The organism is Kitasatospora sp. NPDC058184 (genome assembly GCF_042883725.1).
In the GTDB taxonomy this organism is placed as follows: domain Bacteria; phylum Actinomycetota; class Actinomycetes; order Streptomycetales; family Streptomycetaceae; genus Kitasatospora.
On the sequence record NZ_JBHVVE010000007.1, the window covers coordinates 85,945 to 109,371 of the forward strand.

The window sequence follows — 23,427 nt, forward strand, 5'->3', positions numbered from 1 at the left end:
CTCAGCACCCGTGGCCCTTGCACTTGTAGTCGCCGCCGATCCTGCCGTCGATGTGCCAGCCCCCCGGGTCTCCGGCCGCCCAGATGTGGTACTCCTGGAAGTCCGAACTCCGTCTCCGCAGGTAGTCGTCCAGGCTTGCCATGGCCGTCTTGGCGGAGTAGTCGTCCGGCATCTTGATGTAGGTGCGTACGGCGCCCTTCCCGTTGGACTTCCTCATGTTGTCGTGGACCGCGGTTGGTCCGGGCTTGGTCTCCTTGAACTCGGACGGCACCCCGTCGACCCAGGCGTCGAAGCCCTTGCCGGACTTTCCGCCGTCGTCCAGCGTCGCCTTGACATGGGAGCCGCCTCGGGCCAGTTCGAAGGCTATCGCGTACTCGCTGTTGCTGAGCGACCAGGTGGTGAGGTTGCTCCCCTTCTTGGTCAGCGTCTTGAACCGCTGCTCGTCGAAGGGGGTTTCGGACTCGTCGATCCGGCCGGCGATGTCCTCGACGTAGTTCTTGTCGACGATGTCCTGGGCCAGGTTGGCCCACTGGCAGCCGTCCCGGGCCGAGCGGTGGCAGTACTTCTTGTTGATCTCCCGGATCTTCTCCAGGTACTCGCCGATGATCGGGTTGTCCGGCTGCATCAGCCAGGCCACCCGGGCCTCGTGCCACTTCTTGCGGTTCTCCGGGCTGCCCGAAGTGGTCTTGCTCGGGGACGTCGATCCGCCGCCGCCGCCACCGCCGCCACCGCCGCCACGGGTACTGGGGGCCTCGTCGTCGTCACCGCCGTCGGTGCAGTTGGTGACGCACTGGTCGCCCATGGTCGGCTCGTGGAACGTGCCGTTCATGCCGACCCAGCCGTGCAGCGCCATGTCGTTGCCGGAGCAGTCGTCGGCGCACATCTTGCGGCCGTCGGGGTCGCTGGTGCTGGTCGGGTTGCCGCCCGAGTAGGCGTACCCGTTCAGCTCCTTGGGGCTGGCCGGGTCGAACACCGGGTCGATGCTGAGGAACCGGCCCAGGGACGGGTCGTAGTCACGCGCTCCGAGGTGGACCAGCCCGGTGGGCTCGGTGACACCGCCCAGGAAGCCGTGGCTGCCCGACCAGGTGGCCGGTGCCGCGCCGCGCTGCTCGCCGTACGGCGTGGTCCGCTTCTGGGCGACCGCGCCGGTCGACGCGTCGACGTTCAGCTCGGCGGTGGAGTGGTGGTCGGCGACCTGGAAGGCGACCTTGTTGTCGTCGGTCCGGACGGCCGAGGCCTGCCCCAGCGAGTAGTACCTGGTGGCGACGGGCTTGGCCGCGCCCTTGGTCAGGGTCAGCTCGGTGGTGCCGAGGTAGAGCGTCCAGTTCTCGGCGCCCGGGTTGGCGCTGTCCAGGACGTGCGAGGTCAGCCGGCTGCCGCTGGGGTCGTAGAGGTACTCCGTCGTCCTCGTGCTGGTGACGGGCCCGTTCTTGACGGTGTCGACGACCTTGCCGAGCTTGCCCTCCGCGTCCCAGGTCAGCGCCTGGTCGCTGGTGGCTCCGGCGGCGAGGTCCCGGTGGCGGGCGATGGTGTTGCCCGCCGGGTCGTAGCCGGCGGTCTCGGCGAGGACGCCGGCGCCGCTGGTGCCCTTCAGGGTGTGCGGCTGGGCGGCCGTCGCGCCGGGGTAGTTGTACTTGGTGGTGACGTCCTTGGCGGGGTCTCCGGTGGTGTCGTGCCGGGTCTGGGTGTCCCGGGTGCTGTCGGGGTTGAACTGCCAGCTGGTCCAGTACGGGGCCGGGCCGCCGAGCGCCTTGGCGTCGGGCGTGGCCGGGCAGCCGGTGCCGCTCGGGGTGAACGCCTCGGTGAGCCGGGCCAGGTAGTCGTACTGGAAGCACTGCCGGTCGGTGCCGGCGCGCGAGGTGTCGCTGATCGACGTGACGTTGCCGACCTGGTCGTAGGTGTAGGCGGCAGCGCGCAGCGGGCTCGCCACGCCGTACTGGTCGGTGCGGCTGGACGCCAGCCGCTGGGTGCCCCACTCGTAGGCGTTGGTGAGGTAGAGCTGCTTGTTCGCCGTCCCGTCGGACAGCGTGCTCTGCAGCGGCTTGCTGGTCAGGCTGTAGGTCTGGCCGGTGAGGTAGCTGCTCAGACCCTGGGCCGTGGTCATCCGGGTGAGGGCGTCGTAGCCGTAGGCCACCGACTCGGCGGCGAGGTTGCCGGCCGCCGGGTAGCTGACGCTCTGCTGCTTGCCGTCGAGCCGGTAGATCGTGCCGCTGACGTAGCTCCCGGCGAGGGCCTCCTGGCCGGGGACGGACGGAACGCTGAGCGTGGTCCGGGTCGGGCGGCCCAGCGCGTCGTACAGCGACCAGGTGGTCGTGTACGGGTAGGTGGTGCCGCCGACGGTGGAGTACCGGGTCGCCGAGGAGATCAGGCCCTTGTTGCCGGATGGGTCCCAGGTCTGCGAGGTGAGCAGCGGACCCGACACGGAGCCGGAGTGCAGCTCGGTCTGCCGGTCGAGGTTGTCGTAGGCGTACGCCAGGGTCTGGTTGTTGCCGTCCCGGCTGGTGGCCAGCCGGCCGCGGTCGTCGTAGGTCTTGACCGAGGTGCCGGAGTCGGGGTCAACGGTCTTGACCTGACGGCCCTGCTGGTCGTACGTCCAGTTCCACTGCGTCCCGTACTGGTCCGTCAGCTGGGTGGTGTGTCCGGCCGGGTCGTAGCCGTACCGGATGGTGTCGTAGGCGCCGCTGGGGGAGCCCCCGCGGTACTGGCGGATCTCGCTGGTCCGGCCGCGGGCGTCGGTGACGGTCGTCGCCGGCGTGCCGCCGGTGGGCGGGGTGACGGTGACCCGGTCGCCGCCGTACTCGGTGAGCGTGGTGGCGATCGGGGTGCCGACGCCGTTGCCCGCCAGGGTGGTGGACTTGACGACGCGGCCGAGGCCGTCGAAGGCGACGGCGGTCTGGGTCTCGACGCCGGTGGCGTCCTCGACCTTGAACAGGGTGCCGGAGGCCGCGCCGGTCGCGTAGTAGCCGGCGTAGGCGAGCGCGGCCTGCCCCTGCTCGTCGTAGAAGGTGTCGGTCAGGACCCGGCCGCCGTTGTCCCCGGGGGACTGGGTCTGACGGGCCCGGCCGAGACCGTCGTACAGGGTGTACGCGGTGGCCTGGGAGCCGTCGGCGTTGAGAGCCTTGGTGGAGACGACGCGGATCTGGCCGTCGTTGTCGGTGTAGCCGAACTCGTGGTTCGGGGTCTGGCCGGTCGACTTGGAGCGGTTCGGCAGCCAGACCTTGAGGGTGCGGCCGAGCGCGTCGTACAGGCTGTCGGTGCGGCGGTTGTTGGCGTCGACGGTGTCGACGGCCTGGCCGCGCAGCAGGTCGAGGTCGGTGACGGAGACCATGGCGGTGGCGGGGTTGCCCGCGACCACCGGAGGCCCGGTCGTGGTGACCTTGGTCGGCCGGCCGTTCGCCGGGGCGAAGCCGGTGGTGGTGGTCTGCGCCAGCGGGCTGGCGGTGGTCACCGGTCCCGTGGCGCCCGTGGTGTCGAACACCGTGGTGGACGCCAGCTTGGTGGTGCTGTCGGCACGGCCGTAGGCGTCGTAGTGGGTCGTCCCGTCCAGGTAGGTGGCGCGGTTGCCGGAGCGGGACTTCAGGGTGTGCACGGTGGTGGCGTCGCCCTTGACGGGAGCCGCGCCGTAGGCCTGGCCGTCGTAGCGGGTGCGGATGTCCGACAGCACCGCGGAGGTGCCGTCCGCCTGGGTGTCGCGGTTCACGGCCGCCGAGCAGTTGGCGGCGACCATCTCGATCTGGATGCTGCCGGTGAGGATCCAGGCCGCGGTGTTGTCCGCGTACGTCGTGCGGGTGCAGGTGTCGTCGGTGCCGACCGCGACGTCGCCCAGGTCCTCGGTCTGCGTCGTACGGCCGTAGCCGTCGAACGAGGTCGCGGTGCGGGTCTCGCGCCAGGAGGCTCCGGCGCCCTTGTCGAGCGAGGTGAAGGACCGGGTCGCCTGGGTGCCGGTGAGGTTGGCGGTGGTGGTACCCCAGTCGTTGGAGCGCTTGGCGGTCTCCTTCTTCCACGGGGTGCTGACGGACTTGGAGAGGATCACGCCGCCGGGCTTGTCGTACTGCTCGCTGCGGTACTCGTAGCCGGCCCAGGCCTGGTCGTCGGTCAGGACGGTGCCCTGGCCGTCGTCCACGGTGACGCCGCGCTTGCTGTTCTTGTCACCGGGGTTGTCGCGGTCCTGGTCCATGCCGCGCAGGAAGTAGTGGTCGGCCTGGGTGGTCATGCCGGTGACGCCGCCGGTCTCGACCCGGGCGTGGGCGTAGCCGCGCCACTGGGACCAGGTCTTGAGCTTGGCCGGGGTCAGGCCGTCCTCGTCGTCGAAGTGCCAGGCGGCGTCGCCGAGGTAGCTGTAGTGGGTGACCATGTCGGGCGCGCCGCCGGTGCGGTCGGTGGCGATGACCGCTTCGACGACGTACTTGTTGAACCACTCCGTGGTCACCGGCACGTCGTTGGACGGCTGGTACATCTGCGGGAAGCAGCGGGTGGTGTTGGACTGCGGCGTGGGCAGGGCGTTCCAGTCGCAGGCCGCGGCGGAGTAGTTGACGTCGAGCTGGCCGCCCTGCTCGTCGGTGATGGTGCCCAGGCGCTGCTTGATGAACGGCATGCGGCCGTCACCGACCCTGTCGAGCCGGTTCGCCAGCTGCTTGTAGGCGAAGCCGGTCTTCGGCAGGGTGAGCGCCGGGGTGGCGGACGACCCGGTGTGCTGGATGGAGTCCAGCAGCAGCTGGTAGTCGAAGTCGGCGGTGCCCCACTTGTGGTTCAGGGTCCACGTGTCGACCGCGGCGTAGTTCCCGTCGGCCTGGAGCGTCCTGGCGGTGACGGAGGTCAGCCGGGTCCGGGTGAAGTAGGTCGGCGAGGACTGGCCGGTGCAGTCGGTGCCGTCCTTGCAGTTCTGGTCCCACGGGGTGTCGTACCAGTACTGCCGGTTGGCGTCGATCTTCGCCGGGTCGCAGAGCGCGGCGTTGGTCTCCAGGCAGCGTTCGGCGGTGCCGAAGTCGACCCGGCCCATCGGCTTGACGGTGGCCGAGTGGATGTCCTGCTGCTGCTGGCCGTACTCGATGTGGTCCAGACGGCCGCCCCGGATGTACGGCGTGCGGTCGGAGGCCTTCAGGTTGCGGCCGTAGTTGTTGGTCTCGGGGGTGTACCAGTAGGTGATGTCGTTGCCGTGGGCGTCGACCACCAGGTCCAGGTTCCACCGCCAGCCCTGCTGGCACCAGGAGGACGCGAAGTCGGCGCCGTTGCACGGCTCGCCCGCGTTGTTGCCGTACACCGGCACGGTGTAGACGGACTTGGTCTCCGGCTTGCCCGCCGACCAGTTCGGCAGGCGGTTGTAGCCGAAGTAGTAGTTCGTGCCGTCGGCGGTGGTGGCGCGGAAGTACTCGCCGTCGTTGTCGCCGTTGCCCCGGCCGGTGTCGCGCAGGCGGGTGACCTTGGTGTTGTCGTCGCCCTTGATCCGCCACTCGTCGCCGGAGACCGGGATCAGCTCGCCGGAGTGGCCGCCGAAGCTGATGGTGCCGTTGTCGGTGCCCCAGCACAGGTCGCCCGGGCTGTTGGTGCCGGTCTTGGGCGCGCCGTCGTCCGCGCAGGCCTTGTAGCTGCGCTCGACGAAGCCGGGGGAGAGCTCGAAGCCGTCACCGGCCCAGGAGGCCTGGTTGTTGCTGTTGGCCGTCCGGCCGTCGATCGCGCCGGAGTTGTAGGACAGGCCGATCTTCGGGGTCAGCCCGCCGGGCATCGTGGTCAGCGGCATGTCGTACGACCAGCTGAACGACCCGCTGTTCAGCGAGGTCGACCAGGAGGACGCCGGGGTCAGCGGCGTGGCCTTGTAGTCGCCGCTCGGACCGGCGCTGCCGGCCGTGGCGGCCAGCACCATCGCGCCCGGCGCGGACGCCAGCCGCATCGACCCGGCCGGGGCCGTGGTCAGGGCGTCCGCGGCGACGGTCTGCTTCGCCACGTCGTTGCCGCCCGGCAGCGGGGTCTGCACCCGGCAATCGGGCAGGTCGGGCGTGGTCAGCGCGCACTCGGGAAGGCGGACCAGCTTGAGGCGGGAGCCGAAGCCGGAGCCGGCGGCCTGGGCGAAGGACGAGTAGTCGACGGCCAGGCCGCTGTTCTCGTCGGCGCCGGAGACGGTCAGCAGCAGGCCGTTGATCCCGGCCTTGGCGGCGGCGTCCTGGCCGAGCAGCTCGACCTTCGCCTTGCCCGCCGCGCCGGCGGAGGAGAGGGCGACGGGCAGTTTGTCGGCCTTGACGGCCTTGCCCTTCTCGCCGGGGACGTCGACGGTGGCGCTGCCCGCGCCGGGCAGGGCGCCGTGCTTGCCGTCGACCGTGCTGACGGTGGTGTCGGCCTTGCGGCCCTTGGTCTTCGCGTCCGAGCCCTTGACGGGCTTCTCGGGCGAGACCGCCGAGGGCTTGGTGTACGGTTCCGCGGCCGCCGCGACGGCGGCCAGCGGCAGTGCCGGCAGCAGCGACCCGACCAGCGTGCCCGCGATGATCGCGGACACTCTGGTGCGGGTCGGCCTCGGCACCGACCTCTTCCTGCTCATGTGGGGAACAACTCCTCAGGGGAAAACGGGTGTGACGGACCGTGGGCCGGGCGGCAGGAAGCCGCCCGGCCCACGGAAGGTTGGGGAATCAGACGCCGGTGGAGGTGCCCAGCTCGACGTTGTAGTCGGCCAGCTTGGCGATCTGCGCGGGGCTCAGCACGCCCTGGTACAGCCAGACGTCGTCCAGCTCACCGGAGAAGTACTCGCCCCAGGCGCCGGACGCCCTGGTACGGCCGAACTGCACGCCGCCGCCCGCCTCGTAGGGCTGCGGAGCGCCCGTCCAGGAGATGTGCGGGGTGCAGGTCCTGTCACCGTCCGCGCAGCCCTGGTTCTCGACCTGGCCGTTGACGTACAGGGCGAGCCGGTCCGCGAAGGCGTCGTAGCTGACCGCCAGGTGCGTCCAGTTCTCCATGACGGAGGTGGCCGGAGTGTGGGTCGTCAGGGTGCGCGCCGCGCCGTTGGCGTCGGAGTCGCGGACCTCGGCCTGCCACTGACCGGTCGGCTGGCCGTTGGCGTCGTTGCCCAGGGGGTGCCAGCGCAGGGTGACCGCGCTGTTGTTGGCGCCGGCCACGGACAGCACCGTCATGTCCCGGGTCGGGACGCCCGCCGTGTTCGCCCAGCCGGCCAGGGTGAAGCTCTGGCCGGTGTGCAGCGGGACGGAGCCGGTGGCCGCGTAGCCGGTGGAGCCGTTCAGCAGCAGGGTGCCGGGGGTCTGGAACAGGCCGCCGTCGGCCTTGATCGAGGCGCCGCCGCCGAGCTGGGCGCCGGCCTTGGCCGGGCCCTCGTCGGGGGTGACGGCCGGGGCATCGGCCGGGGTGCTGGTGGCGGTGTTGAGCTTCCAGCGGCCGGCCAGCTGCGGGCGCTGCTGGACCATGGCGCCGGCCTCGGGGCCGGTGACGACGCGGTCGTAGATCCGCACGTCGTCGATCTCGCCGCCGAAGAACTCGCCGTTGACGCCCTCGCGGTTGACGGCGCCGATCTGGATCGGGCCGGGGTTGGCCCACGGCGCGTTCTGGGTGTAGTCGGACTGGCCGACGAGGAAGCCGTTGATGTAGAAGCGCAGCTTCTTCGCGGCGGTGTCGGAGACGCCCAGCAGGTGGGTCCACTCACCGGTGGTGCCGGTGAAGCACGGCACGCCGTTGATCTGGCTGCCCGCGGTGCAGGCGTCCTGCCAGGTGCGCACCAGGGTGTCGGCGGAGCTGTCCTCCTTGTAGCGCCCGAAGATCCAGCGGCCCCAGTAGGGCGAGTAGTACAGCGAGAACTCGTTGTTGTGCTGGCCGATCTGGGTGACCGCCATCTTCGGGGTGGTGTCGCCCGGCGTCGGCGCGGGCAGCTTCACCCACGCGGAGACCGAGAAGTCCCGGCTGCCGTCGACCTGCGGGCGGGTGCCGCGCAGGTAGTCGTCCGCGCCGTCCAGGTGGATCGCCTTGTCGGCGATGCCGGGGCGGCCGAGCGCGACGCCGTTGTAGGCGGTCAGGTTGTCGGTCTCGGTGGTGCCGACGGGCTTGGCGGAGCTGCCGTCCAGGTGCCAGACCGCCTTCGCGGGGCGGCCGGTGGCGAGCTGCTTGTCGGCGGCCACGTCGGCGGCCTCGGCCTTGCTCAGGGAGCGGTCCCAGAGCCGGACCTCGTCGACCGAGCCCGTCCACGGGTCGGTCCAGTTGCCGTGCCACTTGGAGCGGCCGAACTCCAGCGGGCCGCGCGCGTCCCAGGCGGCGGTGACGGCCACCGGGGTGCCGGGCACGCCGTTGACGTACAGGGTGCTGGTCCTGGCGGTCGGGTCGTAGACGCCGACCAGGTGGGTCCATTGGCCGAGCACGACCGGGGTGTCCGAGCTCGCGGGCTCCAGGGTGTAGACGGCGTTGGTGTCCTGGGTGGAGGTCCACATCGTCCACTTGCCGTTCATCAGCCCGAGGGCGAAGCGGGCGGCCCAGTTGCCGTTCTCACTGACCGCGACCCGGTTGCGGCTGGTGTCGCCGGTGAGGTTGACCCAGGCGGAGACGGCGAAGCCGCGGGTGGTGTCCAGCACGTTGCCCTGGGTCTCGGCGTAGCCGTTGGCGGTGCCGTCGAGGGCGAGGCCCTCGGCGAGGTGGCCGGGGGCCCCCGCGGTGGCGCCGGAGCCGAGGGTCGCCTCGAAGCCGCCGCCGGTGCCGGTGACGCTGGTGCCGCTCGGGTCGTCCATCGACCAGCCGGTGCGCTGGGCCTGCCCGGTGAGCACGTTGAAGTAGTACGTCTCGGGCTGGGAGGCGTTGCCCGCGCCGTCGACGGCCCGGGCGGAGATGAAGTGGACGCCGGCGGTCTGCGGCTGGATGCGGACGGTCTGGCCGGCGCCGCCGCTGGTGGCGACCTCGTTCGCCGCGGACGGCGAGGTGTCCAGGCCCCACTGGTACTTGACCACGTCGGTGGCGGCGGACTTCAGGGTGAACTGGCCGCTCTTGCCGACGCCGTCGGTCCACGGGAGCGCCGCGGTGGCGTCCTTGGAGCCGGGGTAGGCGTCCGAGGTGATCGCCGGGCCGTCCGGTGCGGAGGTGTCGACGATGAAGTAGCAGCCGGTCGGGTCACCGTCGGAGGACCACGGCCCCCACTGCGCGCCGTCCCAGGCGCGGGCCTCCCAGTCGAGCTGGAGGTTCTTCGGCAGGTCGGTCGGCAGCGGCCAGGAGAAGATCGAGCCGGAGGCCTTGAAGGTGTTGCCCCCCGGCGCGGCGTCCTCGGAGCCGGTGGACCACCAGCGCCGGCGCAGGCCGGTGCCGTCGTCCCAGCCGACCGCGAACTGCACGCCGATGGCCTCGCCGTCCGGGTCGGTGGCCCGGGTGGTGACCTGCGGCATCTTGTTGATCTTGATGCCCGGGTACTGGCAGACCGAGCCCGGCGACATCGTCATGTCGGACATCGGGATCTGGTTCGGCCGCAGGTTGTAGTACACCTGCAGGTAGGCGTCGTCGGTGAAGCGCTTCCAGGCGAGGGTGTCGCCCTCGTTCTGGGCCTTCAGGCCGAAGGTGATGGTCGGCCAGCCCCAGTTGGCGGCGTCCTGGACGAGGTTCTTCACCGCGCCGGTCTCGCCGTACTCCAGCCAGCCGCCGGGGCAGTTGCCGCTCCAGCCCTTGGCGGTGTTGATGGTCTGCAGGTAGCGGCTCCAGAACCCGGAGGCGTTCTGGGCGTTCCAGTTCAGGCCGGGGGAGATGTAGCCGGTGCTCCACAGCTCGACGGGCCGGGCGTCGCAGGAGTACGACCAGCTCTCGTAGGTGCCGAAGGTGGCGCCGAGGATCTGCTTGCCGACGAACGGGTTGGACACCTGGAAGAAGGCGCGCTTCACGTCGGTCGGCGCGCAGCGGGAGGTGTCGCCGCAGTAGCCGACGCCCCAGTCGTGGACGTAGCTGCTGTTGTACGTGAAGTGCCAGTACGCCTGGTTCGGGTAGGTGCGCGAGACGCCCGCCCAGTCGCCGGCGTGCGGGGTGTTCCACGCCGGGTCGATCATCACCGGGTAGACCGTGTCCGGCGCGTCCAGCATCGCCTGGTCGGGCGAGAGCAGCAGGGCGTCCTTGGGCAGCTCGACCTTGAGGCGGGTCATCTTGGCGCCCTCGCCGGGCAGGTCGCCGTAGCCGGCGACGGCCGGGTCGGTCGGCGCGGGGGCAGCGGGAGCGGCGGGAGCCGCGGCCTCGGCTTGCGGTGCCGCCTGCGGGGCGGCCTTGAACGCCTTCGGCGCGGCGGGTGCGGCGGGCGCGGCAGGCGCGGCGGCCGGGGCGCTCGGAGCGGGCGCGGCGCCGGCCGGCTTGGAGGAGTCCCACATCACCGGGACGGGCGCCTCGAAGACGGTGCCGCCGCCGGAGGGGTCCTTGGCCTTGAGGGTGCCGTCCGCCTCCTGGCCGACCGTCAGGCCGTTGCCCTGGAGGCCGAGCCGGAGCTGGTCCAGTTCGGGGTTCTTGGCGGCCTCGGCGGTGTGCACCACGATGACCTGGGTGAACCCGGTCTTGGTGGCGGACAGCCTCAGGTCGACGTCCGGCAGGATCGACGCGTACTCGGCGGTGGCGCCGTTGACGGTCGGCTTGGGCAGCGGCTTGGGCCAGCTGAGCTTCAGCTCCTTGCCGGCCCGGGCCATGGTGACCAGCGGTGCGGTGCCGCCGCCGGAGAACGTCAGGTCGGCGGTGGAGCCCTTGGGGGCGATCGCGCCGCCGGGCAGCGTCCGGAGGGTGGGGTCGAGGTCGACCCAGGCGCCGTTCTTGCGCACCCGCTTGGGCTGGACGTAGGTGGTGGTCTTCAGCTTGCCGTCGGGCTGGGCGACGGTGTCGCTGGTCTCCCCGCGCTTGGCGAGCACCTCGACCGGCTTGCCGGTGCGGGCGGCCTCCTGGACGGCCAGGGTCTCGGCGGTGTCCTGGGGCTCCGTCACGCCGGGGGGAGGTGTCCCTCCGGCGGCGGCGGCGGGCACCACCGCGGTCGCGGCGAGCGCGACCGCGGCGAGTGCCGCGGCGAGCATGCTGCCCGACCGTCTTGCTGCTGTTCTCACTGTGCGTAAGCTCCGACTTCCGGAATGTGGGCGAAGTTTGAGCGGATCTTTATGGACACCTAAAAGAGCTGTCAACGCTTCATCAGAAATGCATGAGAAAAGAGCCCTTGCTGCTGCCCTGTCAGACGGGGGGCAGCTCGGGTGAAAACGGATGAACCGACCACTAGGGTGTGAGGTAAATCACGCCCCGAAGGGCGGTCGCCAGCCTGCCTCCGAGGCACGTCCGGCGGTCGCGAACGGTGACGCACGGCACCGGGGCGCCGCTCCGGCCGCCGGATCGACGACGCTCCGCCGGGCAATCTCCGCTGGTCACCACGGGTATCGCGGCAGGATCCGGGCGGCGGGCGCGAGGCGGGACGCTCGGCGGGGCCGTACGGTTCCCGGGATCCGAAAGGTCGTTCTTGCGAGGTTCGGCGCGGGAAATCCGATTCCTGCTGGCTGGCCGTCAGGTCGGATAACCAGGCTTCACCGCAGTCGAGTTGTCGGAGAAATGGGCAGAAGAATTGCCAACTCCGGCTTTCCGAAAGCGCAGAGGTGCCCCCGGAGTCTCGAACACCCGGGGGCACCTGAGGAGTTGATCGCGGCAATTCGGCCGTCGCGGCGCTACACGGCTCTCACTCGTGCAGCGCCCGCGCGCTGCCGTCGACCCGGACGCTGCCCGGCAGGGCGATGAGCTCGGGCTTGAACAGCGGCTGGGTGTCCATCGCGGGCTCCCAGGTCGCCAGCTTCTCGTCCTGGGGCACCTCGATCCGCCGGTCGGCGGCGAGGTCGTCGACCACCTTCAGCAGCAGTCGCACGCCGAGCGGCGCCAGGTGGTCGCGCCACAGGCTCTGCGCGGTCGAGCCCGGGGGCACGAGCAGGTGCTCCTGGGCGGCGAGCGGGCCGCCGTCGGTGCGCTCGGTGAGGTGGTAGACGCTCCCGCCCGTCACCTTGTCGCCGTCGCGGATGGTCCACCGGATCGCGTCCCGGCCGCGGTGCAGCGGCAGCAGGCTGGGGTGGTACCCGATGGTGGCGAGGCCGGCCCGGGCGCGCGTCCGCCGGCCGAGGAAGGCGTGCGAGTGCGCGGCGAGGATGACGTCCACCCCGTCCGGGATGTGCATCGCCCGCAGTTCGAGCGAGTCCGTCCAGGGGATGTCCCGGGGGAACGCCCAGGCGCGCAGGCGGTCCCAGGACATCGCGTCGCTCTCGTCGGACTTCCCCTTGCGCAGCCGGGGCGCGGCCGCGCCGACGATCTTGTGCCCCTTGTCCAGGAGGGCTTCCGCGACCTGGACCGCGAACGCCCCCTGTCCTGACATGTAGATGTTCATCCGCACTCTCTCAGTCCGGAGTGGTCGGGCGTGAAGCGCACCGGCATGGTGGAGAACCCGGTCAGGAAGTTGGACCGGATCGGCAGCGCCTCCTCGGTCTGCTCGAACCCGAGGGTGAAGTCCCGCAGGGCCTTGAGCAGTTCGGCGATCTCCACCTTGGCCAGGTACGAGCCGACGCAGAAGTGCGGGCCGTAGCCGAAGGCCAGGTGCTTGTTGGGGGTGCGGCCGAGGTCGAACTCCCCGGGCCGGGCGAAGACCCTTTCGTCCCGGTTGCCGGAGGCGTGCCAGAGCGTGACGATGTCGCCCGGCCGCAGCCGTACGCCGTGCAGTTCGGTCTCCCGCTCGACGCTGCGCCCGAAGTGCATGGTGGGCGACGCCCAGCGCAGCACCTCGTCCACGGCCGTCTCGATCGCGACCTCGCCCCGCTTGAGCCGGCGCCACTGCTCGGGGTGGGCCGCGAGGGTGCGGACGCAGTCGATCATCGTCAGCCGGCTGGTCTCGTCGCCCCCGATGATCAGGCTGTAGCAGTTGAGCACGACGTCCTCGTCGGACAGCGGCACACCGTCGACGGCGCTGCCGATCAGCATGCTGATCACGTCGTCGCCGGGTGCCTCGCGCCGCTCCTCGACGATGTCCATGAAGTACATCAGGATCTCGTTGCGGGCCATCTCGGAGTCGACCTCGTCGACGTCCTCGTCGTCCGCGGACAGCGCGGTCTTGGTGAGGCTGAGCAGGTAGTCCCGGTCCCGCTCGGGGACGCCGAGCAGGTTGGAGATGGTGGTCATCGGGATCCGCGAGGCGATCCGCTCCGCGAAGTCGCAGCCGCCGGAGCCGACGGCCTCGCGGATCCACTGCCGGGTGTTGACCCGGACGGTCCGCGCGACCTCGTCGAGCACCCGCGGCGAGAGCACGCGCTGGAGGATCTTGCGCAGCTCCAGGTGCCGGGGCCCGTCGGTGACGGCCAGCATCCGGCCGGCCCCGGCGTCGCCGCCCTCCAGGAGGGTGACGAGCACGTTGCCGCGCTGGGACGTGAAGTTCACGTTGTCCCGGTAGGTGGCCATGATGTCCTCGTAGCGGGAGAGCACCCAGAACCCCCGGCGGCCGTCGACCGGCGGGTTCCAGTGCATCGGCGCGGTGTCCCGCAGGGTGCGCCAGAACCCGTCGAGGTCGTGGTCGGCGAAGGTGGCCGGGTCGCCCAGGTCCACGGTGTCCAGTGCCGGTGTGCTCATGCCTACCAGTCCGTCCGCCAGAACCGGCGGGGCTGGAAGGGGTAGGCGGGCAGCGGCACGCGGCGGCCGGCCCCGTCCCGGTGCAGGGCGTCGAAGTCCACCTGCAGGCCGGTCACCCAGGCGGCGGCCAGGTCGGTCAGGGCCGGCGCGTCCTGGCCGGACGGCACGATCCCGTCGTCGGTGCGGGAGAAGGAGCCCGGGTCCGTGCGCGGGGCGGCCGCGGTCGAGGCGACCGGGCCACGGGCGTCGTCGGACAGCGCCGCGATCAGCTCCTCGCGGCTGCGGACCACGGCCGCCCAGCGGCGGCCCATCACCTTGCGGCCGAGGTTGAGGGTGAAGCAGACGTCGTCCAGGCGCAGTTCCGGGCGGGCCTCCAGCCACTCCCGGAGCCGGGTGCGCTGACGGGCCAGCGCGTCGTCGTCCATCGCGGACAGGGTGGCCAGCCGCGGGCGGCCCGCCTCCTCGGGGGCGCGTCCGGCCGGTGCCGGCGGCTCCTCCAGCACCAGGTGGGCGTTGTAGCCGCCGCCGCCGAGGGAGGTGATGCCCGCGCGGCGGATGCCGGCCTCCGGCTCCCAGGCCGCGCCCTCGATCTGCGGCACGAAGGGGGTGTTGGGGAAGTCGAGGTCCTGGTTGACCTCGGTCAGGTTGATGGTGGCCGGGAGCGTCCGGTGGTACAGCGCCAGCGCGGCCTTGACCGTGCCGAAGCCGCCGGACACCACGCCGCCGTGGCCGACGTTGCCCTTGACCCCGCCGATCGAGGCGGTCGCGGTCCGCTTCCCGAACGCCATGGTCGCCGCGTGCACTTCGAGCTCGTCGGTCACCGGCAGGCCGAGGCCGTTGGCCTCGTACATGGACACGGTGTCCGGGCTGACGCCGCCCACCTCCATGGCGGCGGCGATGCACGCGCTCAGCCGCTCGGGCTGGGCCAGGCCGTACGCCATCGCGCTGACGCCGTTGTTGTTGACGGCCGAGCCCCGGACGACGGCGTAGACGTGGTCGCGGTCGGCGACGGCCCGGCCGAGCGGCTTCAGCAGCAGGGTGACGACACCGCTGGACAGCGCGCTGCCGGTGCCGTTGGCGTCGAACGGACGGCAGTGGCCGTCCTTCGACAGGATGCGGTTCTCCTCCCACAGGTGCCCGCGCGGGTGCGGCAGGCGGACCATCGCGCCGCCGGCGATCGCCATGTCGCTCTGGCCGAGCAGCAGCGACTGGCAGGCCAGGTGCACCGCGTAGTGGAAGCCCGCGCAGACGGCGGCGACCGTGACGGCCTCGCCGGTGAGCCCCATGTAGTACAGGGCGTTGGAGGTCATGCTGTCCGGCGACCACGCCAGGCTGGCCTCGATCGCCTCGGGGCCGACCGACGCCCGGTCCGGCGGGGAGCTGTAGAGCGCGGCGGTCTGCGGGTTGTTGGCGCCGTACATGCCGATCTCGGCGGTGAGCCGGTCCGGGTCGTAGCCGCCGTCCTCCAGGGACTCCCAGGCGCTCTCCAGGTAGAGCCGGTTCTCCGGGGTCATCGCGGCGGCCATCCGGTCGCTGATGCCGAACACCGACGGGTCGAACCTGTCGTACGTGTCGAGGACGCCGCAGGCCCGGACGTAGGACGGGTTGTGGATCAGGGTCTCGTCGACGTGGATGTCCTCCTTGGCCAGGAACGACACGGTCTCCCGGCCGTGGACGAGGACGTCCCAGAACTGCTCCTTGGTGCGGGCGCCGGGCGCCCGCAGGGACATGCCGATGACGGCCACGTCACCCGGGTCGTACTCCTGCTCGGGGCTGTCGGTCATGGAAGGCTCCTGCTTCGTGTGCTTCGTGTCGGGTGGAGGTGACGCGGGTGGCTATCGGCCGGCGCCGCGGCCGCGCAGGGCGGCGCGGCGGGCGCCGGCGCGCTGGCGGGCCGACTCGACCACCTCGGGGGTGGCGCCGCTGTCGTCGTCGAGCCAGCGGGCGAGGGAGGCGATGTCGCGGAAGCTGAACAGGTCGGGCACCCGGACGCGGCGGTCGAAGCGACGGGTCATCAGCCGGGCGAGGCGGATCAGCAGCAGCGAGTCGCCGCCGAGGTCGTAGAAGGCGGACTGCACGTCGATGCCCGACGGATCGAGGTCGAGCAGCTCGCCCCAGATCTCCGCCAGCGCCACCTCGGTCGGCGTGCCGGCGGCCGACCGCGGCCCGTCGGTGCCGGCGGCCGGCGGCTCGGGCAGCGCGTCGCGGTCGAGCTTGCCGCCCGGGCCCAGCGGGAGGGCGGGCAGGAAGACGAGCGTCGCGGGCACCAGGTAGTCGGGCACCTCGGCGGCGAGTCGGCCGGTGATCGCGCCCTGGAGGGCCGGGTCCAGCCGGGGGCCGTCCTGCGGTGCGCCCTCGCCGGCGGGGACGACGTAGCCGACCAGCCGGTTGCCCCGGACGGCGGCGGCGGCCTCCCGGACCTCGGGGCAGCCGGTCAGCCGGGCCTCGACCTCCTCCAGCTCGATCCGGTAGCCGCGCAGCTTGACCTGGTGGTCGGAGCGGCCGAGGAACCGGAGTTCGCCGTCCTCGGTGAACCTGACGACGTCCCCGGTGCGGTACATCCGCTCGCCGTCGCGGAACGGGTCCGGAACGAACCGCTCGGCGGTGGTGCCGGGCCGGTTGACGTAGCCGTGCGCGAGGCCGACGCCGCCGAGGTAGAGCTCGCCGGACTCGCCGGCCGGGAGCGGCCGCAGCTCGTCGTCGAGCACGTAGACCAGGTCGGTGGTGGTCGGCGGGCCGATGGTCGGCTCGTCCGTCCCGTTCTCGGGCACCAGCCCGAACGAGCAGAAGACGGTGCCCTCGGTGGGGCCGTAGGCGTTGAACACCCGGGTGGCGCCGGTCTCCCGGTAGGCCCGGTCGGCCAGCTTGCGGCGCAGCGCCTCGCCGCCGAAGACGATCGAGCGCACGTTCGGGGGCAGGGCGCCGGCGTCGAGCAGGCCGTTCATGACCGACGGGACGACGGACAGGTGGGTGATCCGGTCCGCGTACCGGCTCTCCGTCAGGTGGACGGCGCTCTCGACGAGCACGACGGCGCCGCCGCGGCACAGCGCGTTGAAGACCTCCATCACGGACAGGTCGAAGCAGACCGAGCTGGCCGCCGAGACGCCGCTCAGGTCGCAGCCCTCCAGGACCCGGTCCATCTCGGCGAGCATCGCCACGGCGCCGGCGTGCCGGACGGCCACGCCCTTGGGCCTGCCGGTGGAGCCCGAGGTGTAGATGACGTACGCGGTGTCCTCGGGCACGACCGCCACGGGCTCGGCGCCGGGCTCGGTGGTCGTGGTCCCGCCGAGCACGACCACGGTCGGGCCGGGCGGGCAACTGGCCCGGGAGGCGGGCGTGGTGAGCAGCAGCCGGGCCCCGCTGTCCTCGACCATGAAGGCCAGCCGGTCGGCGGGGTAGTTCGGGTCCAGCGGCAGGTAGCAGGAGCCGGTGCGCAGGGCCGCCAGGACGGCGACGAGCAGGTCGGGGGTGCGCTCGACGCAGATGCCGACCGGGACGCCCGGGCCCGCGCCGTCGGCGAGGAGCCGCTCGGCCAGCTCGCGGGACCGCTCGTTCAGCTCGCCGTAGGTCAGCACGCCGGCGTCGGAGTAGACCGCGGTCGCGTCGGGGTTCTTGACCGCCTGGGCGATGAACTCGGAGTGCAGGGTTTCGGTCACTGCTCTGTCTCCTTGGGGAGGCCGGCCGGCGCGATGTCGCCGAGGGCCTGGTCGGGTCGGGCGATCGAGTCGAAGAGCACGGTGCGGTACAGCGCGAGCAGGGCCGTCACGGTCTGCCTCTCCAGGTAGCCCGGTTTGAACTGGACGTGGCCGGCCACCCGGCCGTCGATGTCGGCCATCGAGATCTCCAGGTCGAACTTGGCGAGGTGCCTGCGCACCTGGAGCGGTTCGAGCGGCAGCGCGGCGTCCGGGGAGAGCGTCTCGCCGACGCCGTGGAAGAGCTTGACGGAGCGGGGGAAGGCGTCCGAGGACAGCCAGTTCACCACCACGTCGAACCACGGGGAGCGGCCCTCGGCGCGCGGCGGCTTCAGCTGGGCGGCCAGCAGGTCCAGGGGGTAGTTCATGTGCTCCAGGAGGCCGAGCGAGAAGGCGTGGACCTCGCGCAGCAGCTCGCGGAAGCTGCGGTCCCCGGCGGGGTTCGCCCGGACCAGCACGGTGTTGAGGTAGTAGCCGATCGCGGACTCCCAGCCGGGCTCGGCCCGTTGGGCGATCGCGGTGGCCAGCACCGAGTCCTCCGTCCCGGCCGCGCGGTTGAGCGTGGCGAAGAAGCCGGCCAGCACGACGGTGCTGACCGACACGCCCTCGCGCACCGCGAACTCCCGCAGCAGGCGGGTCTCCTCGGCGCTCCAGCGGAACGCGAGGTCGCGGCCCTCGTAGGTGACGCCCGGCGGCCGCTCCTTGCTGGACAGGTCCAGGTGGGCGGGCGGGTCGGCGAGCTTCTCCGACCACCAGTCCAGCGCCGCCTCCGCGGCCGGCCCGGCCAGCCACTGCCGCTCCCACTCGACGAACTCGGTGTACGGGGCGACCGGCGTGCGGTCGGCCGGGTCGGCGCCCTCGTAGAACTCCTGGAGCTCGCGGATCATGATGTCGGCCGAGGCCGCGTCCGAGGCGATGTGGTGGACCAGCACCATCAGGAACTGGTCGGACGGGCCGCGCCGCATCAGGACGACCCGCACCAGCGGACCGTTGTCCATGTCCAGCGGCTCGTGCCCGTACCGGGCCAGTTCCTCGCGGGCCTCCTCGTCGTCCAGGTCGGCGGTGTCCACCACGAGGAACTCGTACACCGGCTCGTCCAGGACGACCTGGTACGGGCGGCCGCCCGCCTCCACGTAGAGGGTGCGCAGCGCGGGGTGCCGGTCGAGCACGGCCAGGACGGCGCGCTCCAGGGCGTCCTCGTCGACCGCCGTCCGGATCCGGGCGGTCACCATGTAGTTGTAGGGCACGGCGTCCGGCGCGATCATCTGCATGAACCAGAGCGAGGCCTGGCCGTGCGAGGCCGGCGCCAGTTCGAGGCCGAGGCCTTCGGCGCGCAGCTGCTCCGACGCCGGCGTGTCGGTGGCCTCCAGCAGGCCGCGCGCGTCCAGCTCCTCCAGCAGCTCCTCGGCGTCCAGTTCGGACAGGTCCTCCAGGAAGGACCGCGCAGGCTCGGGCGTGGGCGTGGGCGTGGGCGCCTGGACGGCCTGGGGCGGCTGCGGGGCGGGGGCGGGAGCGGCCGGTCCGTCGGCGAGCCCGACGAAGTGGCCGACCACCTCGGCGATGGAGCGCCCGTCCAGGAACACCACCGGCGAGACCCGGTGCCCGAGGACCGCCTGCATCCGGTTGACGAGGCGGATCGCGAGCATCGAGTCGAGGCCGAAGTCGCGCAGGCCGGCGCCGGCGTCGAACCGGCCCGCCGGTACGCCCAGCGCGTCGGCGAGTTCGGCGAGGACGACCTCCGCCACCGGCCGCTCCGCCACGGGGGCCTGCGCGGGCTGCGCCGAGACCGGAGTGGAGGTGACGGCGGTGGCCGCGACCGGGGCGGCCGGGGCCGGGGCGGGCTCGCGGCGGGGCTCGGAGTCGATCCAGTAGCGCTCCTTCTGCCACTGGACGAGCGGGGTCTCCACCACCTCGACGTCGTCGCCGAACAGCGGGTCGAAGGTCAGCGGCAGGCCCCTGACGAACAGTTCGGCGGCGGCGCCCAGCAGGCAGCGGAGGTCGCTCTCCCCGCGCCGCATCGAGTTGACCGCGTGCACCCGGACGCCCCGGGACAGTCCGGTCTCCTCGACCGCGCCGCGCAGCGTCTCGTGCGGGCCGATCTCGATGAAGGTGGAGACGCCCCGGTCGACGAGCGCGGCGGTCGCCTCGGCGAACCGGACCCGGTCGCGCAGGTTGCGCACCCAGTAGTCGGCGTCGACGAGCGGGTTCACCGCGCCGGCCAGGGCGGTGGAGTGGAAGTCGATGCCGGGCGCCAGCGGGGTGACGGACTCGAGGCGCTCACGCAGCGGGCCGGTCAGCGCGTCCATGCCGGGGCTGTGCATCGGCCGTTCGACCCGGAGCCTCCGGGCCGTGATCCCGTCCCGGCCGAGGTCGGCCGCCAGGGCGTCGAGGGCCTCGCGCGGGCCGGAGACCACCGTGCTGGTGGGGCTGTTGACGGCCGCGACGGCCGCCTGCCCGGCGTAGGCGGCGAGCCGGGGCAGCAGCTCCGGCTCCGGCAGGTCGACCGAGAGCATCGCGCCCGCGGCGGCCTCGTGTTCGAGCAGCTGCGAGCGGGCGACCACGACCTTGGCGGCGTCCTCCAGGGACAGCGCGCCGGCCACGCAGGCGGCCGCGACCTCGCCCAGGCTGTGCCCGACCACGGCGGCCGGCTCGACGCCGAGTCCGAGCCAGACCTTCGCCAGCGAGACCTGGAGGGCGAACAGCACCGGCTGCTGGACGTCCAGTTCCTCGTACCGGGCCTGCCCGTCCGGGGCGGTGAGCCGGTCGAGCACCGAGCCGCCGCCGGCCGCGCGCACGGCGTCGTCGCAGGCGTGCATCCACCGCCGGAAGCCGGCGTGCGAGCGCAGCAGTTCGCGGCCCATGCCGGCCCAGTGGGTGCCGGTGCCGGAGAACACCAGCGCCACCCGCCGGTCGGCGGTGCCGGAGACCGTGCCGGTGACGGCGTCGGGGTGCGGCCGTCCGTCGGCGATCCGGGCGAGCCCGTCCAGGACGTCCTGCCGGTCGCGGGCGAACAGGGCGATCCGGTGGGCGTGGTGGGTGCGCCGGGCGGCGAGGGTGTAGGCGAGGTCGGAGACCCGCAGGGCCGGGTCGCGTTCGACGTGGTTGGACAGCGCGCGGCAGGTGTCGGCCAGCGCGTCCGCGGTCCGGGCCGTGACGGGGACCAGGTGCACCCGGTCGGCCGCCGCGGCCTCGCCGCCGCCCGGCGCGGCATGCCGTCCGCGGTCGCCCGCGAGGAAGGGGTGGGCGGCGACGGGGAGTCCGGCGGTGTAGAGGGCGCCGAGCGAGCCGAGCAGGGTGGCGGCCTCGTCGGCGCCGCGCCGCAGCGAGGGCAGGGTGGTGACGGCCGGCAGGATCTCCGACACCGACTTGAGCAGCAGGGGGTGGGGGCTGAGTTCGACCACCGCGTCGACGTCGTGGTCGCGCAGCCTGGTCAGGGCGTCGACCACCCGGATCTCCCGGCGCAGGTTGTCCGCCCAGTAGTCCGGCCCGAGCTCCGCGCCGTCGACCGGCTCGCCGGTGACCGTCGAGATCATCGGGACGCGGGCGGTGCGCGGCCTGATGCCGTCCAGCTCGGCCTTCAGCGGGGCGAGGACGTGGTCGACCAGCGGCGAGTGCGGGGCGTGGCCCATCCGCACCCGGTGGTTGACGACGCCGGCGTCGGTCAGCCGCCGGACGAGGTCGTCGATCTCCTGCGGGGTGCCGGTGACCAGGGTGGAGCTCAGGCCGTTGTGGCCGGAGAGGGTGAGCCCGCCGGTCAGGTGCGGCCTGACCTCGTCCGCGGGGGTCATCACCACGATGCCCTCGCCGCGGCCGACGGCCAGCTGCTGGAGGAGCCGGCCGTGGTGGGCGGCCAGCCGGGAGGCGTCCTCGAAGTCCAGCGCGCCGGCGACGTGCGCGGCGGCGAACTCGCCGACGCTCTGCCCCACCACGACGTCCGGCTCCACGCCCAGCGAGCGCCAGGTCTCGGCCAGCGCGACCTGGAGGGAGAACAGCAGCGGCTGGAAGACGTCCATGTCGTCGAGGCGGCCGTCCGGGTCCATCAGCTGTTCCACGAGCGAGAAGCCCAGCAGCTCCCGCATCCGCTGGTCGGACCTCGTCATGGAGCGGCGGAACTCGGGCCGGCCGGCGAGCAGTTGGCGGCCCATGCCGACCCACTGCGAGCCGTTGCCGGAGAACAGGAACGCCACCCGCGGCCGGCCGGGCCGCTCCCCGACCTCCCCGACGCTCAGGCCGGGGGCCGTGGTGCCGGCGGCGAAGGCGTCCAGGCCGGTGCGGAGTTCGGCCATGTCGCGGGCGGTGGCCGCGAGCCGGAACGGGCCGTCGCCGGGCGTGCGGCGGCAGAGCGCGCGCAGGTCGGTCGCGTCCCGCGACTCCAGGGCCCGTTCGGCCAGCTCCGCGGGGGAGTCCGCGGCCAGCAGCAGCAGCGAGGCCTCGGGGCGCGGCAGTTCCTCGACGGCGATGTGGCAGATCGCGCCGCCGAAGCCGAAGGAGCTGACGCCGCCCCGGCGGGCGTCGGAGCGGCGCGGCCACGGCGTCAGCCGGTCCTGGACGGTGAGGTTGTACGCGTCGAACAGGATCTGCGGGTTGGGTGCGCTGTAGTGCAGGCTCGGCGGCAGGACGCCGTTGCGCATCGACAGCGCGAGCTTGGCCAGGCCGACGATGCCGGCCGCCGCCTCCAGGTGCCCGACGTTGGACTTGACGGAGCCGATCCTCAGCGGCGCCGCGCGGTCGGCGCCGCCCAGGACCGCGCCGACGGCGTTGGCCTCGATCGGGTCGCCGAGGGGCGTCGCGGTGCCGTGGCACTCGATGTAGTCCACGAGGTCCGGGGCGATGCCCGCCCGCTGGTACGCGGTGCGGAGCATCTTCTCCTGCGCCTGCGGGTTGGGCGCCGTCATCCCGTTGCTGGGACCGTCGTTGTTGGAGGAGCTGCCCTTGATGAGGCAGTACACCGGCAGGTCGCGCTCCAGCGCCACGCTCAGCGGGGCGAGCACGACGACGCCGGCGCCCTCGCCGCGGGTGGTGCCGTTGGCCCGGGCGTCGAAGGTCTTGCAGCGGCCGTCGGGGGAGATCGCGCCCAGCTGGTCCATGGCGGTGTAGTAGTCGGGGACGAAGCTGAGGTTGACGCCGCCGGCCAGCACCAGGTCGCTCTCGCCCAGCTGGATCGACTGGCACCCGACGTGCACCGAGACCAGGGATCCGGCGCAGGCGGCGTCGATCGCCATGCTGGGGCCCTGGAGGCCGAGGACGTAGGAGACGCGGTTGGCGATGATGCCGTCGTGGATGCCGGTCGCGGTGTGCGGGGTGATCTGGGCGTCGGGGCCGCGGTAGTGCGCCAGCGCGGCGTAGTCGTTCCAGCAGGAGGCCATGAACACGCCGGTGTCGCTGCCGACGAGGCTGTCCGGCGCGATGCCCGCGTCCTCCAGCGCCTCCCAGCACAGCTCCAGGACGAGGCGCTGCTGCGGGTCCATCTGGACGGCCTCGCGGGGCGAGATGCCGAAGAACAGCGGGTCGAACCGGTCGATGCCGTCGATGAACCCGCCCCAGCGCACCCGGTCGCCCAGCAGCTCGCGGCGGGCGGCCGGCACCGGTCCGACGGCGTCGCCGCCCTCGACCAGCAGCCGCCAGAACGAGGACGGGTCCGGTCCGCCGGGGAAGCGGCAGCCGATGCCCACGACCGCGACCGGCTCGTGCGCGGGCTTGCGGCGCTCGGCGCCGGGGGCGGGCCCGGCGGAGCGCGGGCCGTCGACGAGGGCGCGGGCCAGTCCGTCCAGGGTCGGGTACTGCCACATCCAGGTGGCCGGGACCTGCCAGCCGAGGTACTCGGACAGGGAGGCCGCGAGGTTCACCGACTTCAACGAGTCCAGCCCGTACCGGTGCATGGGCGCCCGGAGGTCCACCGAGGCCGCGGACACGTCCGACAGCTCGGCGAAGCGGGACAGCAGGAAATCCGTGACGTCGGTGATGTCTCGCGCTGCGCGCTCGTGGGGCATGGCGACTCCCTCAGCAGGGCGGATGGAATGGAGGACGGGGCTTCGCGGCCGGCCGGTCGGGGGGGACGCCGATTTCAGGGCAGCCGGGAACAGGGGGGCGGGGCACGGCGGGATCCGTCCTCCGCGCCGGGGGCCGTCGCGGAATCGGCGGGGCGGCGAGCGGACGGGGCCGGTGTTTCCGG

Annotated in this window: 7 protein-coding genes; all 7 read right to left on the bottom strand. The window is 72.5% G+C overall.

Annotation, left to right across the window (positions count from 1 at the left end; all coding sequences use genetic code 11):
• Nucleotide 1 precedes the first annotated feature (1 nt).
• Nucleotides 2-6,529, bottom strand: coding sequence for an RHS repeat domain-containing protein (locus tag ACFVXH_RS15515; protein ID WP_387823716.1), 6,528 nt, complete (start codon nt 6,527-6,529; stop codon nt 2-4).
• An 88-nt stretch (nt 6,530-6,617) separates the two neighbouring features.
• On the bottom strand, nt 6,618-10,997 hold the full coding sequence (locus ACFVXH_RS15520) for a LamG-like jellyroll fold domain-containing protein (protein WP_387823719.1): 4,380 nt from the start codon (nt 10,995-10,997) through the stop codon (nt 6,618-6,620).
• A gap of 644 nt (nt 10,998-11,641) precedes the next feature.
• Entirely contained in the window at nt 11,642-12,334 is a 693-nt protein-coding gene (locus tag ACFVXH_RS15525; protein ID WP_375873538.1) for a formyltransferase family protein, read from the bottom strand.
• Nucleotides 12,331-13,563, bottom strand: coding sequence for a cytochrome P450 (locus tag ACFVXH_RS15530; RefSeq protein ID WP_387823722.1), 1,233 nt, complete (start codon nt 13,561-13,563; stop codon nt 12,331-12,333). Before ACFVXH_RS15530 ends, ACFVXH_RS15525 begins: the two co-directional genes overlap by 4 nt.
• A 2-nt stretch (nt 13,564-13,565) precedes the next feature.
• Nucleotides 13,566-15,347: a beta-ketoacyl synthase N-terminal-like domain-containing protein gene (locus ACFVXH_RS15535; RefSeq protein ID WP_387823725.1), complete on the bottom strand. Its 1,782-nt coding sequence runs from the start codon at nt 15,345-15,347 to the stop codon at nt 13,566-13,568.
• 51 nt (nt 15,348-15,398) lie between these two features.
• On the bottom strand, nt 15,399-17,219 hold the full coding sequence (locus ACFVXH_RS15540; RefSeq protein ID WP_387823728.1) for an amino acid adenylation domain-containing protein: 1,821 nt from the start codon (nt 17,217-17,219) through the stop codon (nt 15,399-15,401).
• The gene (locus tag ACFVXH_RS15545) at nt 17,216-23,245 is read right to left on the bottom strand and encodes an acyltransferase domain-containing protein (RefSeq protein WP_387823731.1); all 6,030 of its coding nucleotides are present in this window, start codon (nt 23,243-23,245) and stop codon (nt 17,216-17,218) included. Before ACFVXH_RS15545 ends, ACFVXH_RS15540 begins: the two co-directional genes overlap by 4 nt.
• Between the last annotated feature and the right edge of the window lie 182 nt (nt 23,246-23,427).

Bases quoted from the DNA above. Each gene is read 5' to 3' on its own strand.
- ACFVXH_RS15530 (WP_387823722.1), bottom strand. From the start codon at position 13,563: ATGAGCACACCGGCACTGGACACCGTGGACCTGGGCGACCCGGCCACC.
- ACFVXH_RS15520 (WP_387823719.1), bottom strand. From the start codon at position 10,997: ATGCTCGCCGCGGCACTCGCCGCGGTCGCGCTCGCCGCGACCGCGGTG.
- ACFVXH_RS15515 (WP_387823716.1), bottom strand. From the start codon at position 6,529: ATGAGCAGGAAGAGGTCGGTGCCGAGGCCGACCCGCACCAGAGTGTCC.
- ACFVXH_RS15535 (WP_387823725.1), bottom strand. From the start codon at position 15,347: ATGACCGACAGCCCCGAGCAGGAGTACGACCCGGGTGACGTGGCCGTC.
- ACFVXH_RS15545 (WP_387823731.1), bottom strand. From the start codon at position 23,245: ATGCCCCACGAGCGCGCAGCGCGAGACATCACCGACGTCACGGATTTC.
- ACFVXH_RS15525 (WP_375873538.1), bottom strand. From the start codon at position 12,334: ATGAACATCTACATGTCAGGACAGGGGGCGTTCGCGGTCCAGGTCGCG.